This window comes from Caballeronia sp. LZ033, assembly GCF_031451265.1.
Classification (GTDB): domain Bacteria; phylum Pseudomonadota; class Gammaproteobacteria; order Burkholderiales; family Burkholderiaceae; genus Caballeronia.
Genome location: NZ_JARUXQ010000004.1, coordinates 1,364,438 through 1,379,528 on the forward strand (window position 1 = coordinate 1,364,438; position 15,091 = coordinate 1,379,528).

The 15,091-nt window shown below is 66.0% G+C and carries 15 protein-coding genes; 3 read left to right on the forward strand and 12 right to left on the reverse strand.

The window, feature by feature from the left end; genetic code table 11:
* The first annotated feature begins 111 nt into the window (after window positions 1–111).
* Complete coding sequence (locus tag QCE62_RS33410) at window positions 112–783, forward strand: heavy metal response regulator transcription factor (protein WP_309818807.1); 672 nt, start codon at window positions 112–114, stop codon at window positions 781–783.
* Window positions 780–2,183, forward strand: coding sequence for a heavy metal sensor histidine kinase (locus tag QCE62_RS33415; protein WP_309927306.1), 1,404 nt, complete (start codon window positions 780–782; stop codon window positions 2,181–2,183). The genes QCE62_RS33410 and QCE62_RS33415 overlap by 4 nt, the downstream gene beginning before the upstream one ends.
* Before the next feature lie 9 nt (window positions 2,184–2,192).
* Here QCE62_RS33415 and QCE62_RS33420 read toward each other — a convergent pair whose 3' ends face one another.
* The 12 genes from QCE62_RS33420 to QCE62_RS33475 all read right to left on the reverse strand — a co-directional run bounded on the left by QCE62_RS33420 (window position 2,193) and on the right by QCE62_RS33475 (window position 13,344).
* A complete protein-coding gene (locus QCE62_RS33420; protein WP_309927310.1) occupies window positions 2,193–3,986 on the reverse strand; it encodes an FAD-dependent oxidoreductase in 1,794 nt (597 codons plus the stop codon).
* Window positions 3,983–5,086, reverse strand: coding sequence for a DedA family protein/thiosulfate sulfurtransferase GlpE (locus QCE62_RS33425; protein WP_309927312.1), 1,104 nt, complete (start codon window positions 5,084–5,086; stop codon window positions 3,983–3,985). Before QCE62_RS33425 ends, QCE62_RS33420 begins: the two co-directional genes overlap by 4 nt.
* A 281-nt stretch (window positions 5,087–5,367) precedes the next feature.
* On the reverse strand, window positions 5,368–6,327 hold the full coding sequence (denD, locus tag QCE62_RS33430; RefSeq protein ID WP_309927313.1) for a D-erythronate dehydrogenase: 960 nt from the start codon (window positions 6,325–6,327) through the stop codon (window positions 5,368–5,370).
* Between the two features lie 13 nt (window positions 6,328–6,340).
* The gene (otnI, locus tag QCE62_RS33435) at window positions 6,341–7,129 is read right to left on the reverse strand and encodes a 2-oxo-tetronate isomerase (protein WP_309927315.1); all 789 of its coding nucleotides are present in this window, start codon (window positions 7,127–7,129) and stop codon (window positions 6,341–6,343) included.
* A gap of 166 nt (window positions 7,130–7,295) precedes the next feature.
* A complete protein-coding gene (gene otnK, locus QCE62_RS33440; RefSeq protein WP_309927317.1) occupies window positions 7,296–8,600 on the reverse strand; it encodes a 3-oxo-tetronate kinase in 1,305 nt (434 codons plus the stop codon).
* On the reverse strand, window positions 8,597–9,493 hold the full coding sequence (ltnD, locus tag QCE62_RS33445) for an L-threonate dehydrogenase (protein ID WP_309927319.1): 897 nt from the start codon (window positions 9,491–9,493) through the stop codon (window positions 8,597–8,599). Before ltnD ends, otnK begins: the two co-directional genes overlap by 4 nt.
* 26 nt (window positions 9,494–9,519) lie before the next feature.
* The gene (locus QCE62_RS33450; RefSeq protein WP_309927323.1) at window positions 9,520–10,224 is read right to left on the reverse strand and encodes a FadR/GntR family transcriptional regulator; all 705 of its coding nucleotides are present in this window, start codon (window positions 10,222–10,224) and stop codon (window positions 9,520–9,522) included.
* 342 nt (window positions 10,225–10,566) lie between these two features.
* Window positions 10,567–10,905 (reverse strand): thioredoxin family protein, encoded by a 339-nt coding sequence (locus tag QCE62_RS33455; RefSeq protein ID WP_309927325.1) that lies wholly within the window; start codon window positions 10,903–10,905, stop codon window positions 10,567–10,569.
* A 65-nt stretch (window positions 10,906–10,970) separates the two neighbouring features.
* Window positions 10,971–11,498 (reverse strand): chromate transporter, encoded by a 528-nt coding sequence (locus QCE62_RS33460; protein ID WP_309927326.1) that lies wholly within the window; start codon window positions 11,496–11,498, stop codon window positions 10,971–10,973.
* Window positions 11,495–12,043 (reverse strand): chromate transporter, encoded by a 549-nt coding sequence (locus QCE62_RS33465; protein WP_309927330.1) that lies wholly within the window; start codon window positions 12,041–12,043, stop codon window positions 11,495–11,497. The genes QCE62_RS33460 and QCE62_RS33465 overlap by 4 nt, the downstream gene beginning before the upstream one ends.
* Window positions 12,040–12,975 (reverse strand): 2-dehydropantoate 2-reductase, encoded by a 936-nt coding sequence (panE, locus tag QCE62_RS33470; protein WP_309927331.1) that lies wholly within the window; start codon window positions 12,973–12,975, stop codon window positions 12,040–12,042. Before panE ends, QCE62_RS33465 begins: the two co-directional genes overlap by 4 nt.
* Before the next feature lie 27 nt (window positions 12,976–13,002).
* On the reverse strand, window positions 13,003–13,344 hold the full coding sequence (locus QCE62_RS33475; protein WP_309927332.1) for a hypothetical protein: 342 nt from the start codon (window positions 13,342–13,344) through the stop codon (window positions 13,003–13,005).
* A 274-nt stretch (window positions 13,345–13,618) separates the two neighbouring features.
* Between QCE62_RS33475 and gndA the strand changes: the two genes are divergently transcribed.
* Complete coding sequence (gndA, locus tag QCE62_RS33480) at window positions 13,619–15,025, forward strand: NADP-dependent phosphogluconate dehydrogenase (protein ID WP_309818836.1); 1,407 nt, start codon at window positions 13,619–13,621, stop codon at window positions 15,023–15,025.
* Window positions 15,026–15,091 lie beyond the last annotated feature (66 nt).

Genomic DNA, 15,091 nt, shown 5'->3' on the forward strand with positions numbered 1-15,091 from the left:
GAATGATCGATGACCCTTCAATGACTTTTTTGTCATTCTTGGCGGTCAGCGGACGGGCTCTGGCTAGAATGTCGTCAATTCATCCGAACCCGAACCCCGCGCAGCGCGAGCATGACCATCCTCGTTATCGAAGACGACCGCAAGACCGGCGACTACCTGAAAAAAGGGCTCATCGAGTCCGGTTATCAGGTCGAGCTCGTGCGCAACGGCACGGACGGGCTGCATCAGGCGCTCGCGAACCCGTACGAGCTGATCGTGCTCGACGTGATGCTGCCCGGCATCGACGGCTGGCAGGTCATGGCCGCGTTGCGTGCGAAACGTGACCTGCCTGTCATTTTTCTGACTGCGCGCGATCACGTGACGGACCGCATCCACGGACTCGAACTCGGCGCGGACGACTACCTCGTCAAGCCGTTCTCCTTCACGGAACTGGTGCTGCGCATCCGCACGCTGCTGCGGCGAGGCGTGATGCGCGAGTCGGATACCTTCCAGATCGCGGACCTGCACGTGGATGTCCTGCGCCGCAAGGTGACGCGCCAGGGCGCCGACATCGCGCTGACCAACAAGGAATTCGCGCTGCTGCATCTGTTCTGCAAGCATCAGGGCGAAGCGCTCTCGCGCACGCTGATCGCCTCCGAAGTGTGGGACATGAACTTCGACAGCGACACCAACGTGGTCGATGTCGCCATCAAGCGCCTGCGCGCGAAGCTCGATAACCCGTTCGAGCTCAAGCTGATCCACACGGTGCGCAGCATCGGTTATTCGTTCGGGGAGAATCCTTGAAGCGGCAGTCGCGCTCACTCGCGGTACGCATCGCGCTGTCGTTCGTCGTGATCGTGTGCATCGTGCTGGCCATGGTCTCGGCGGCGCTCTATCACGCGACGAACCAGGCGCTCTCCACGCGCGCGGATTATCAGTTGATCGGGCGGGTCGAGCATTTCCGCTCGCTGCTGCACGATCTCTATACGATCAAGGAAATCGAGGCTCGGCCACGGCTCTTCGAAACCATGCTGGGCGACCGGCAGGACGTGATCCTGTTCAGGCGCGCGGGATCGGCGCCGTTCATCAACGTCAATCCGGAACAGATGTCCTTGCCGCCTCTGCACGTCGTGCCGGTGACAAGGCCTATCGGCCTGGACGATCTTTACGAAGGAACCCGCGCCGACGGCGTGCGCATGCGCTGGGTCGGCGCGCAGGCGCGCATCGGCGATAACGGCGAAGTCGTGGAGATCATCGCGGCGCACGTGATGACGCAGGAAGCGCGCGTGCTGTCGGTCTATCTGGAGCGTGTTTGGCTCAACGTGATCGGCGCGGCGCTCGTCACGATGCTGCTCGCCTGGTGGGTCACGAGTCGCGGTCTCCAACCGCTCAAGCTGATGGCGGACAAGGCCGCGGAAATCGCGCCGGACCGGCTGTCCGCGCGGCTCGACGTGGCGCATGCGCCCGCCGAGTTGCAGAGTCTCGCCGCGTCGTTCAATGCCATGCTGGACAGGCTCGAACATGGCTATGAGCGCCTGCTGCAGTTCTCCGCCGATCTCGCGCACGAACTGCGCACGCCTATCGGCGTGCTGATCGGCGAGACGCAGGTCACGCTCGCGCACGAGCGCAACGTTGCCGAATATCGCAACGTGCTCGAATCGAATCTCGAAGAACTCGAACGGCTCGCGCGCATCGCGCAGAACATCCTGTTCCTTGCGCAGGCGGATCATGGAGAACAGCACATCGAGCGCGAGCGGCTAGACATTCACGACGAACTCCACACGATCTGCACCTACTTCGAAGGCATTGCGGACGAGCGGCGTATTCGCTTCGATATCGACGCGAGCGGCGAAATGGTTGCGAACGCAATCATGTGCCGCCGGGCCGTGGGCAATGTGGTCGTGAACGCGGTGCGCTACGCGACGGCGGGTTCCGTCGTGCGTCTGCATGGACACGCGAACGCGGCCGGCGCGGTGCTGAAAGTGCGCAATCAGGTGGATGGCGATATCGGCCCGGAAGAACTCGGCAAGCTGTTCGACCGGTTCTATCGCGGGGATGCGGCGCGCAGCGAGTTCACGGAATCGAGCGGGCTGGGGCTTTCGATCGTGCAGGCGATCATGCGGCTGCACGGCGGCAGCGCGTCCGTCGAATCCCCCGGCGAGGGGTGGATCGAGTTCACGCTGCGCTTTCCGTCGGCCAACTAGAAGCGCCTGTCACACCGGCACGGCCAGCGCCTGGCGCTTCGCCAGCAAGCCGTGGATCTGCGAAACGACCGCCGCGCCTTCTCCCACCGCCGCCGCGACGCGCTTGGTGGAACTGGACCGCACGTCGCCGATGGCAAACACGCCCGGCACGCTCGTCTCCAGCGCCATCACGCCCTCGGTGCGGCCTTCATGCGCTTCCGGCCCGGTCAGCACGAAACCCTTGCCATCGACGTTCACATTGCAGTTGCGCAGCCAGTCCGTGTTGGGATCTGCGCCGGTGAACAGGAAGAGATGCCGCGAGTCGAGCGTGAGCGGGCCGTCCGGCGTCTTGCAATGGATCGCGTTCAACGCGCGGCCATCGCCCTCGAGCGACGTGATCTGCGTATGCGTACGCACCGTCACGTTCGGCAGCGAGCGGATGCGCTCCACCAGATAGTGCGACATGCTCGCCGCCAGCCCCGCGCCGCGAATCAGCACGTGCACGTGCTTCGCGTGCGTTGCCAGGTACACCACGGCCTGTCCCGCCGAATTGCCGCCGCCGACCAGCACCACCTCCGAGTTCTTGCACAGCTTCGCCTCGACCGGCGACGCCCAGTAATACGTGCCATGCCCTTCGTAGCGTTCGAGCCCGTCGATATCGGGCCGCCGATACGCCGCGCCCGACGCAATCACCACCGTCTGCGACGTGACGCGCGTGCCGTTCTCGAGTTCGATCTGGATCGGCGCGCAATCGCAGTGCAGCGACTTGATCTTCGTCGGGATCGCAATGTGGGCGCCGAACTTCTGCGCCTGCACGAAGGCACGCCCGGCCAGCGCCTGGCCGGAGATGCCGGTGGGAAAGCCGAGATAGTTCTCGATGCGCGAACTCGCGCCCGCCTGGCCGCCCGGCGCGCGGCAATCGAATACCGCCACCGACAAGCCCTCGGACGCCGCATACACCGCCGTCGCCAGGCCCGCCGGTCCCGCGCCGACGATCGCCACATCGTAGACATGCGCCGAATCGAATTCCGGCAGCCAGCCGAGTTGCGTCGCCACCTGGTTCTCGCTGGGCGCGCGCAGCACGGTGCCGTCCGGACAGATCACGAGCGGGAAATCCGCCGTGGAGGCCGAGATGCGTTCCAGCAAGGCAATCGCGTCCGGATCGGCGCAGGCGTCGATCACCGTATGCGGATAACCGTTGCGGCGCAGGAAGCCCTGCAGGGACACGAGGCGCCCGTCGTCGGACTGGCCCAGCAGCACCGGACCGCTGCCCTTCTCGATCAAGCCCACGCGGCGCAGGATCAGCGCCCGCATGATGCGCTCGCCGAGTTCCGCCTCCGCCACCAGCAGCGCCCGCAGCCGCTCCGGCGCAATCACGATGCCCTCGACATCCTCGGCCGCCATGCCGTCGACGAGACAGGGCTTGCCCGACAGTTGCGCCACTTCGGCCAGGAAGTGCCCCGGCCCGTGCTCGACCACCAGATGCTCCTTGCCGAGCGCATTGCGCCGCGTCACCCGCACGAGCCCCTTCAGCACGATCACCATGCCGCGCCCGGTCTCGCCCATGCGGAACATCCAGTCGCCCTTACGCCACCGCGACGTCTCGCCGAAGCGGCTCATGCGCTCGATCTCGCCGTCGGTCAGACGCGGGAACATCTGATGCGCGCGGCTTTCGAGCGGCGAGAACGGCGCGTTGTCGTCGCTGACGGACGGCGCGGCGGCGGGCGTCGGCACGACATTCGGGTTCTCGGGCGTTTCGCGCGCGCTCCAGGCGACGACGTTCGGCATGCTCTGACGGGAATGGTCGAACGGGGTGGTGCTCATGCGCGATCTCCGTGTGGCAAACCAGCTTCATGAAGGGATGAGGCGCTAGATGGTGCCGCCGCCGATGCCGCCGACTTCACCGACCATGGGCACATCGCGGCCATCTCCGCGACTTCTTCCGGCGTCGTCGCGACGAGCTCGCCGAATTCGGTCAGCGTCGCGACTTCGAAACCGGCGAGGCGCCATGCATCGAGACCGCCGGTGAGCGGCACGACGTCGCGGAAACCGGCGTTGCGCATCGTCTTCGCCATCCATGCCGCCGAGACTTCGTTGGGACACGAGCAGTAGATGACGACCTTGCGCGACTTGTCGTAGTTCTCGATGATCGTCGCGAGATCGCGCTCGTCGGCGAACAGCGAACCGGGAATCGCGGCGGGATCGAGCATGCGTTTCTCGGGCGAGCGGATGTCGAAGATCACCGGCAGCGGCTGGTCGTTCATCAGCGCATAGAGTTCGTCGACGCTGATGCGCGCCTTCTCGAGCGTCGCCATGAGCGCGCGGCGCCGCCACCAGCGATAGGCGACATAGACGGCCAGCAACACCGCGACCACCATCACCGCCTGGCGCCCGAGCTGCGAGATCAGCGCGAAGACCATTTCGAGCTGCGCGGCAAAGACGACGCCGACCGTCAGTCCGACCATGCCCCACAAGGCCACGCCCGCGCCGTCATGCACGATGAAACTGCGCAGCTTGACGCCCATGGCGCCGGCGAGCGGCACCGACACCAGCGAGAGGCCCGGAATGAATTTCGCGACCAGCAGGACGCGGACGCCCCAGCGGCCGAAGAAGCGTTCGGTCTTCTTCACGCAGGTATCGCGCGAGAGGGACAGCTTGCAGATGGTCTTGAGGGTCTTGTCGCCGTACTTGCGCCCGCCCTGGAACCAGACGAGATCGCCGATCACGCCGCCGGCCACGGCCACGCACAGTACGCCCGCGAGCGGCGGCCAGAACGCGCCGCCGTTTACCGCCATGAGCGCAATGGACGCGCCGACGATGATCATGGTCGGCATCGCGGGGACGGGCAGCCCAAGCGCCGAGCCCATTACGTTGAGAAACACGATCGCCGGGCCGAATCGATCGACGAGATGATGCAACGACATGGAAGACTCCCGCGCGGGAAGGATGCGTAATCACCGGGCGACGAGACGGCGCAGCTCGGGCGCAATCCAGCCGCAGAGGAGCCGCAAAACAAGCGCAGGAAGCATGAAAACGACGGAGAAACGAGCGTGCGGACGCTCGTGATTCAACGCGGTGCATGCAGCGCCGGGCCGACGTTCGTCACATATAAGCGAACAGTGTAGCCCGGAAATGCGAGCGAAAGCATGACGGCTGTCGCGCTGCCCCCGAACGCCGGGGCAGCGCAAGAAGACGCGGCGCGGGATCAGGAATCCGCGATATGGGCGCGGATCACGTCGGCGAAGGCGGCGTCCCCTTCGAGCCCCAGCGCTTCGGCGCGCGCGGTGTCCCATGCACCCGGCCAGCTGTACACGATCTTCTCGATGCGCTCGTCGCGCTGGAAGTCGATGCGCGCCGCCGCGTCCTCGCCGGCCACTTCGCGCAGCGCCGCGATCATCTCGTCCACGCTGACCGAAAGCCCCGGCAGATTGATCACCGGCCGGTCGCCGAGCCTGTCGCGCCCGATCTCGCAGCCCGCAATCAGCGCTTCCACCGCGCGCTGCGGCGACAGCAGCCAGACACGCGTATCGCCGCTGACGGGACACGCCGAGCGTTCGCCGTTAAGCGGCTCGCGAATGATGCCGCTCGCGAAGGACGAAGCCGCCGCATTCGGCTTGCCCGGGCGCACGCTGATGGTCGGCAGCCGCAGCACCCGGCCATCCACGAAGCCACGCCGGGTGTAGTCGCACAGCAGCAATTCGGCAATCGCCTTTTGCGTTCCATATGACGATTGGGGATTGAGCGCGGTGTCGTCCTGAACGATGTCGGGCAATGTGCCGCCGTAGACCGCCACCGAACTCGTGAACACGACGCGCGGCCGGTGCCCCGCCGCGCGGCACACTTCGAGCAGGGCGCGCGAGGCGTCGAGGTTGATCTTCATGCCGAGGTCGAAGTCCGCCTCGGCCTGGCCGCTGACGATGGCCGCGAGATGGAATACGGCTTCGGTCTGCGGGTCGAGATGGCGCCGCAGCACCGCCGGGTCCGAGATGTCGCCGGTTTCGGCGCGCACGCGCGGGTCGTTCAGCAGGCGCTCGTCGTGCGGCCGCGCGATATCGAGCAACACCAGTTCGGTGACCGGCTGGCCGTCGAGCGTGCCGCGTTCGAGCAGACGCCTGGCGAGCCGCTGGCCCAGAAAGCCCGCGCCGCCTGTGATCAGGATCTTCATGAGCGTCGTCTCCTCACAGATAGGGCTTGAGCCAGCCGAGGCCGGCGGACGTGCCGCCCTTCGGCTTGTACTCGCAGCCGATGAAGCCCGCGTAGCCGAGCGTGTCGATCAGCTCGAACAGATACGGATAGTTGAGTTCGCCCAGGTCCGGCTCGTGACGCTCCGGGACACCCGCGATCTGGATATGCCCGATGCCCGCGTTTGCGCGCTGCATGTCGCGCTTGAGCTTGATCGCGATGTCGCCTTCGACAATCTGGCAGTGATAGATGTCGAACTGCACCTGCACATTCGGCGCGCCGATTTCCTCGCAGATGGCCTGCGCGTCGTCCTGACGATTCAGGAAGAAGCCGGGAATGTCGCGCGTGTTGATGGGTTCGATCACGATACCGATGCCCGCCTTGCGCGCTTCCTCGGCCGCATGGGCCAGATTGGCCAGATAGACCGCGCGATGCCGTTCGCGCGATTCCTCAGGCTTGATGAGGCCGGCCATCACGTGCAGTTTCTGGTTGCCGAGCACCGCCGCGTATTCCAGTCCCTTCGCGACGCTTTGCCGGAACTCCGCCTCGCGTCCCGGCAGCGAGGCGATGCCGCGCTCGCCCGCGGCCCAGTCGCCGGGCGGCGCGTTGAACAGCGCCTGCGTGAGACCGTGGTCGGTCAGGCGCTGCCGGATGTCCTCGGCCGGATAGTCGTACGGAAACAGGAACTCGACCGCCTTGAAGCCATCCTTCGCGGCGGCGGCAAAGCGGTCGAGGAACGCGTGTTCCGTGTACATCATCGTGAGATTCGCGGCAAAACGTGGCATGGGTTCGTGTCTCCGTTGCGAAGGTGCGAAGTTGCGAAGTTGCGAAAGGGTCATGAGGTCGTGAGGTCGCGCGGTTCGTCGATGGGCGCTTCAGCTAGCGGCCTGCGACGCGGCGACGTCGATAGCTCCAGTTCCGAAGTGCTCTCCACTTCTTCAGAAAATCTCATCACAGCGCCCGCAGCGCTTTCTCGAAGAAATCGGCGGTGCCGAAATTGCCGGATTTGAGCGCGAGGCCGAGCGCATCGTCGCCTTGCGTGCCGATGGACTGCGTCGCCGGCACGCCCGGATCGATCTGCGGGCCGATCCGCAGGCTGCGCACGTCCAGCGCCTGCACGACCGCGCCGGAAGTCTCGCCGCCCGCGACGACGAACTTGCGCACGCCTTCATCCCGCAAGCGCCGCGCGATCCCGGCGAGCGCCGCTTCCACCAGTTGCCCCGCCTGCTCGACGCCAAGCTGGCTCTGCACTGCCTTGACTTCGTCGGGCGACGAGGTTGCGTAGATCAGCACGGTTTCGTTCTTGCCAAAGTGCTCGCGCGCGAACGCGACCGCCTGATCGACCACCGGCTCGCCGCGCGCGAGCGCCAGCGGATCCACGCGAAAGCTCGGCCTCGACGCGCGCCACGCCGCCACCTGCGCGTTCGTCGCTTTTGATGCGCTGCCCGCCAGCACGACCGCCTTGCCTTCAATCGACGGCAGCGCCGCCGCCTGTTCCGCATGCGCGAGCCGGTTTGCCGCGCCGAAGTTGCGCGGCAAGCCCAGCGCGACGCCGGAGCCGCCGGTGATCAGCGCGAGATCGCGGCATGCTTCGCCGAGCGTGTAGAGATCGGCGTCGGAGACGGCATCGGCGATCGCCAGGCGCACGCCTTCCTGGCGCAGTCCGGCGATGCGCGCGCGCACCGCGTCCGCGCCTTGCGCGATCGTGTCGTAGCGCAGCAGCCCGACTTTCGATTGCGTCTGCCGCTGCAGGAAGCGCACGAGATTCGGATCGGTCATCGGCGTGAGCGGATGATGCTCCATGCCCGATTCGCTCAGCAGCACGTCGCCGACGAACAGATGGCCGCGAAACAGCGTCCGGCCGTTCTCCGGGAACGCCGGGCAGGCAATCGTGAAATCGTCGCCGAGCGCATCGAGCAGCGCATCCGCGACGGGGCCGATGTTGCCGCGGTCGGTGGAATCGAAGGTCGAGCAATATTTGAAGAAGAACTGCGTGCAGCCTTGCGCGCGCAGCCAGGCGAGCGCGTCGAGCGACTGGCGCACGGCCTCCTTTGCGTCGATGGTGCGCGACTTGAGCGCAACCACCAGCGCATCCGCCTCGATGCGCGCGCCCGCCTCCGGAACGCCGATGGTCTGCACCGTACGCATGCCGCCGCGCACCAGCATGTTGGCGAGATCGGTGGCGCCGGTGAAATCGTCGGCGATGCAGCCGAGCAGCGCTTGCGGCGCTTGCGCTTCTTGCATGGTGCCCGTCATGCCTTCGCTCCCTTCGGCACCTCGATGCCCGGAAAGATCTTGATGACCGCGGAATCGTCCTCGCCGCCATGGCCGGCGGTGGACGCCATCATGAACATCTGGTGCGCCGCCGCCGACAGCGGCAGCGGAAACTTCGAGGTACGCGCGGTATCCAGTACGAGGCCGAGATCCTTGACGAAGATATCGACGGCGGACAGCGGCGTGTAGTCGCCAGTGAGAATGTGCGGCACGCGGTTCTCGAACATCCACGAGTTGCCCGCGCTGTGCGTGATGACTTTATAGAGCGCATCGGGATCGACGCCTTCCCGCAAGCCCAGCGCCATCGCCTCGGCCGCCGCCGCGATATGCACGCCCGCCAGCAGCTGATTGATGATCTTGACCTTCGATCCCGCGCCGTGCGCTTCGCCCAGCCGATACACCTGCCCGGCGATCGCCCCGAGCACGTCCTCGCAGGCGGCATAGGCCGCAGCGGGGCCGGACGTCATCATCGTCATCGCGCCGGAGTTGGCCTTTGCCGCGCCGCCAGACAGCGGCGCATCCAGCATCTGCACGCCCCGCGCCTCGCAGCGCGCGCCGAGATCAGCGGCGAATTGCGGCGACACCGTCGCGCACGCGAGCACCACGCCGCCCGCCTTCATCGCGGGCACGGCGCCGGTTTCGCCGAACAGCACGGCGTCGGTCTGCGCCGCGTTGACGACGACCGTCAGCACCACGTCGCATTGCGCGCCGAGTTCGGCCGGCGATGCACAGGCCACGCCGCCTTCCGCCGCGAACGCGTCCAGCACGGGCTGGCGCACATCGCACGCGTGCACGGCGAAGCCCGCGCGCAACAGCGAACGGGCGACGCCCATGCCCATCGCGCCCAGCCCGATAACGCCCACGTTTCTCGTCATGTCTTCCTCTTCGGTCGGATAGGGATTCAGCAGATGCCCGCTTCCGCCAGACGGCGCGCGGCGTTGATGAGATGCGTCTGCGCGGCGCGGCGTGCGGCATCGGCATCGCGCGCGCGGATGGCCTCGACGATCGCCGCATGTTCCTCGCGCACCTGCCGCATGAAGTCCTCGCGCAGCGCTTCGTTGCCGCGCGTGACGAGCGTGCCCGCTTCCAGATACTGATTCAGGAAGGTGAGCGTTTTCAGGAAATACGGATTACCGCTGGCGGTCGCGATCTCGCGATGGAACGCGACGTCTTCCGCGACGCCGTCGCGCGCCTCGCGCACGGCCACGTCGATCTGCGCGAGCGCCCGGTCGATCGCTGCCATGTGTGCGGCGCTGCGGCGGAGCGCGGCTTCGCTGGCCACTTCGGCCTCGATGGCGCGGCGCAGCGCGAGGATCTGCACGACGGCGCCCGGCTCGACCGCCTGCGCGTAATCGATGCGCAGCGGCCGGATGCCCGCCCGCTCGACGATGAACACGCCGCTACCCTGGCGCGGCTCCACCATGCCTTCGTTCTTGAGCCGGGAGATGGCCTCGCGGATGACCGTGCGGCTGACGCCGAATTGCTGCGCGAGCACGGCCTCGCTCGGCAGCTTGCCGGTGCCGGCGAAGCTGCCTTTCTCGATCTGCTTCTGCAGTTGCTGCGCGACAGTGTCGGACAGCGCACGCGGCGGGATCTTCTCGAACATGCGATGACGACGTCCTGAGTCCTGTCAGGTTGTCGGGTTATCATACAACTTTGCTCGACATAGCAGGACTGAGCGAAAACCCTCGGTTTGCTGGATGAGGTTTTCGTTAATCGGGGAAAAAACTCCGGTACGCCTGACCCCGCCACGCGCGATAACTCGCGCTGCGGGGTGGCCCTAAGCCACAAAACAAAAAGACATGCCGGCGTCTCAAGTCAAGCCTGACGGACGTTCCGACCTGCGGTCCGCGATTGAGATAGTGCAAAGCGATTAGCGCGATCGGCTCGCCGGCTTCGGAATCCAATGACAAAGCGCAATGCCGTCGCGGCATTGCGCATCGCGGCGTTATTGCGCGGACGGTGCCTCGATCTGCGCGAGCGCGTCGCTGATCTGGGCGACATCGCCCGGCCTCACGAGCCGCGCGACTTCCTTGCCATCGCGCAAAAAGACGAGCGTCGGCCAGAGCTTCACGCGAAACGAGCGTCCGAGCGGCCGGCCGCTGCCGTCCTCGATCTTCATGTGCCGCACTGCGCCATGCCCCTGGAACGCCTGCGCGATCAGCGGCTGCGCCGCGCGGCAATGGCCGCACCGGTCCGTGCCGAACTCCACGACCAGCGGGCCGCGCGCGGTGTCGAGTTCCGCGCGTTCCGGCGCGGTCTTCACGTATTCGAGGGTCGTCGTCATGGCGTTCGTCCTTGTGTCCTGGTTGTGAGTTTTTCAGCAGGAAGCCTGCCCGCCGCATATACGCGTCATTGCCCGAATCCCGTCAGGCCGATCAGCGCGCCGGCCGCCAGCAGCCACAGCGGATGCAGCTTCGTTCGATACGACAACAGCGCGACGGCGCCGGTGATCGCCGTCAGCATCATGGTTTCGTCGGAGGCTTCGGCGATCAGCAGCGCACTCGCCGCCACGAGTCCTGCCGTGATCGGCACGAGCCCGAGCTGCACGGTGCGCCGCCACGGACGCGTCTTGAAGCGTTCCCACGCGTGGAGCGCGGCCATCGTCACCAGCGACGACGGCCCGAATTTCGCAATCGACGTGACCAGCACGCCCGGCCAGCCGGCCACATGCCAGCCGATCAGCGTGACGACCATCATGTTCGGGCCCGGCGCCGCCTGCGCAAGCGCGAACAACGCCGAGAAATCGGCCTTCGACATCCATTCGTGCACCTGCACGACCTGACGCTGCATCTCCGGCAGGATGGAATTGCCGCCGCCGAACGCCAGCAGCGAGAGCTGGCTGAAGATGGCCGCGAGCGAAACCAGGTCGTGATTCATCGGCCCACCTTCCACGCGACCAGGACCGAGATCGGCGTGAAGACGAGCATGGTCGGCAGGAGCGGCGTGCGCAGGAACGCGATCGCCGCGAACATGAGCAGCGCGACGGCCGCCGCCTCGGGCTTGCGCCGCAGCGGCCAGAGGAGCTTCACCGCCATCGCGATCAGCAAGCCCGCCGCGGCTGCCGCGAGTCCGGCGAACAAATGCGCGATGCGCGGGTCCTGATGCGTGCGCTGATAGATCACGCCGAGTCCGATCACGATCAGCGAAGGCCCGACCAGCAGCCCGAGCAGGCCCGCGAGCGCGCCGGGCACGCCGCGAAAGCGCATGCCGATCGCCACCGACAGATTGATCACGTTGCCGCCCGGCAGGAATTGGCAGAGGCCGAGGAGATCGGTGAACTCATCGGCATCGAGCCATTTGCGGCGCTCGACGATTTCACGCCGCGCCAGCGGCAGCGCCCCGCCGAACGCGGTCAGTCCGAGCGTGAGAAAGCCCGTGAAGAGTTCCGCGATGCCGGGACGCGGCGCGTGTTGCTCAGTCATGCGCTTGCGGTGCGCGTCCGGCGCGCTTCGTAGGCTTTCAGATGCGCGTACGCCACTTCCAGCATCGATGCGCCCTCCACCTTCGAGCGCCGCCGCGCGATCAGATCGCCGACGATGTGATCCGCCTCGATCGGCGCGCCGTTCTCGAGGTCGCGCAGCATCGACGCGGTCAGCAGCGAGCCGCGTTGCCCGAAGCTCGCGCGCGCCCGCTCGATGACCGCTTCCGGCGGCGGATGATCGTTGTCCGCCGCGACGCCCTGGCACTCCATGAAGAGCCGCCTGAGCACGTCTTCGCCGCCGGGCGCATCGAGAATGTCGCCGATCGGCGCACGCATCAGGCACGTGCCGGTCGCGAGCGTGGCGAGGAACACCCATTTGTCCCACATCGATTGCAGGATGTCCTCGCTCACGTTCAGTTCGAATCCGGCGCCATCGAGCTGGGCGGCGACCGCCTCGATGCGCGCGGAACGCCCGCCCGCGCGCTCGCCGACCGTCATCGAATGCATGTTGTTCAAATGGACGATCTCGCCTTCGGCATCGAGCGTCGCGGCAATCACGCACTGGCCGCCGAGCACGTTGGCCGCGCCGAAGCGCGCGTCGAGCGCGTCGAGATGCGCCATGCCGTTGAGCAGCGGCAGGATCACCGTGTCCGGACCGACAGCCGGCGCGAACGAATCGATCGCGTTTTGCAGGTCGTAAGCCTTGCAGCTCAGCAGGACCAGGTCGAACGGATGGTCAAGGTCTTTTGCGAGGGTCATCGGCGGACAGGCGAACGTGAGATCGCCCTCCGGACTCTTCACCTTCAGGCCGCATTGCCGCAGGCGTTCGGCGCGGCGCTCACGCACGAGAAACGTCACGTCGCGGCCCGCTTCCAGCAGCCGCGCCCCGAAATAACCGCCGATCGCCCCCGCACCCACCACCAGAATCCGCATGTCCCGCTCCTTGTCATTGAGTCCGTTTCAAGCCTGCCAGACGCCATAACCGGCTTCCCGCAAACCGATGCCCAGTTCCACTTCCATGTCGCGCGCGCCGTCGTAGGGCATTGGGTTGTACATCTCGTAAAGTTGCGGCAGGAGCCGCAGACCATAGTCGCGCACGAAGCGGTTCGACTGGATGCCCGCCTTGTGCTTGTCGAAACGCACGTCCGGATCGATGCCCGTCATGCCCACATAGACGAACGGCTTGCCGACGACATACTCCGGATTGGCGCGGCGAAAGCGCGCTTCGTTCCAGACCTGGTCGGACAATTCGACGACGTAGACCGAGTAATGATGGCGTCGCGCGCGCCGTGCGGGCGGCATGTTCCGGGCGCCTTCGCGGCGTGTTCGTTGCGGGCTGACATTCTAAGACGGGGCGGCGTCCGGCGCTCGTCCGGACAGCGCGCTCCCTGCCGGAAGCGCGTCAAAGTGGTAAATTCGGGTCGGTCTGCGTTCGCGCGTCTGACCGGTCCGGCCCATCGCCGGCCGCACCGTGAGGCGATCTCTCCACGCGCGGGCGCCGCTCCCATCGACACGTTTTCACCCCGAAGCCGCGCGCCACGAGCCGCGCGGAGCTTCGGTCTTTCGGAGATCAAGCATGAGCAAGCAAGCTATCGGCGTGGTGGGCCTCGCCGTCATGGGCCGCAACCTGGCCCTGAACATCGAGAGCCGCGGACACGCCGTTTCGGTCTACAACCGCAGCCGCGAGAAAACCGACGAACTGATTGCCGAACACCCCGATAAGAAGTTGGTCCCCACGTACACGCTCGAAGAGTTCGTGCAGTCGCTCGAAAAGCCGCGCCGCATCCTGATGATGGTCAAGGCCGGCGCCGGCACCGACGACACCATCGCCCAGCTTCGTCCGCTGCTCGAGAAAGGCGACATTCTCATCGACGGCGGCAACACCCATTTCACCGACACCATCCGCCGCAACCAGGATCTCGCGAAGTCGGGCCTGCATTTCATCGGCACGGGCGTGTCGGGCGGCGAGGAAGGCGCGCTGAAAGGTCCGTCGATCATGCCGGGCGGGCAGAAGGAAGCCTACGAACTGGTTGCACCCATCCTCACCGAGATCGCGGCGAAGGCGCCGGACGGCGAGCCGTGCGTGGCCTACATGGGTCCGGACGGCGCGGGCCATTTCGTGAAGATGGTGCACAACGGCATCGAATACGGCGACATGCAGTTGATCGCCGAAAGCTATGACGTGCTGAAGCGCGTGGCGGGTCTGTCGAACGAGGAACTCGGCAAGGTGTATGTCGAGTGGAATCAGGGCGAGCTGGACAGTTACCTGATTGAAATCACGTCGAAGATCTTTTCGAAGAAGGACGAGGAAACCGGCAAGGATCTCGTCGATGTCATTCTCGACCGCGCCGCGCAGAAAGGCACCGGCAAGTGGACGAGCCAGAACGCGCTCGATCTCGGCGCGCCGCTGCCGCTGATCACGGAAGCCGTGTTCGCGCGCGTGCTGTCGTCGCTGAAAACGCAGCGGGTCGCGGCGAGCAAGGTGCTGTCGGGACCGAAGCCGGGCTTCGAAGGCGATCGCGCCGCGTTCGTCGAAGCGGTGCGGCGTGCACTGTATCTGTCGAAGATCGTCTCGTATGCGCAGGGTTTCGCGCAGTTGCGCGCGGCATCGGACGAATACAACTGGGATCTGCATTACGGCGAGATCGCGAAGATCTTCCGTGCGGGCTGCATCATCCGCGCGCGCTTCCTGCAGAAGATCACCGATGCGTACAAGACCAACCCTGAACTCGCGAATTTGTTGCTGGATCCGTACTTCAGCGACATCGCGGCGAAGTATCAGGACGCGCTGCGTGAAGTGATCGTCGCGGCGGTGAAGGCGGGCATTCCGGTGCCGGCGTTCTCGTCGGCGATTGCGTACTTCGACGGCTATCGCTCGGAAACGCTGCCGGCGAACCTGGTGCAGGCGCAACGCGATTTCTTCGGCGCGCATACGTTCGAACGGACGGACAAGCCGGGAAGCTTCCACGCGAACTGGGCGTGACGATTCGCGTAACTGAATGCTGAAGGTGAATGCGGCTCTTTCGGGAGCCGCATTTTTTTGGGTGGG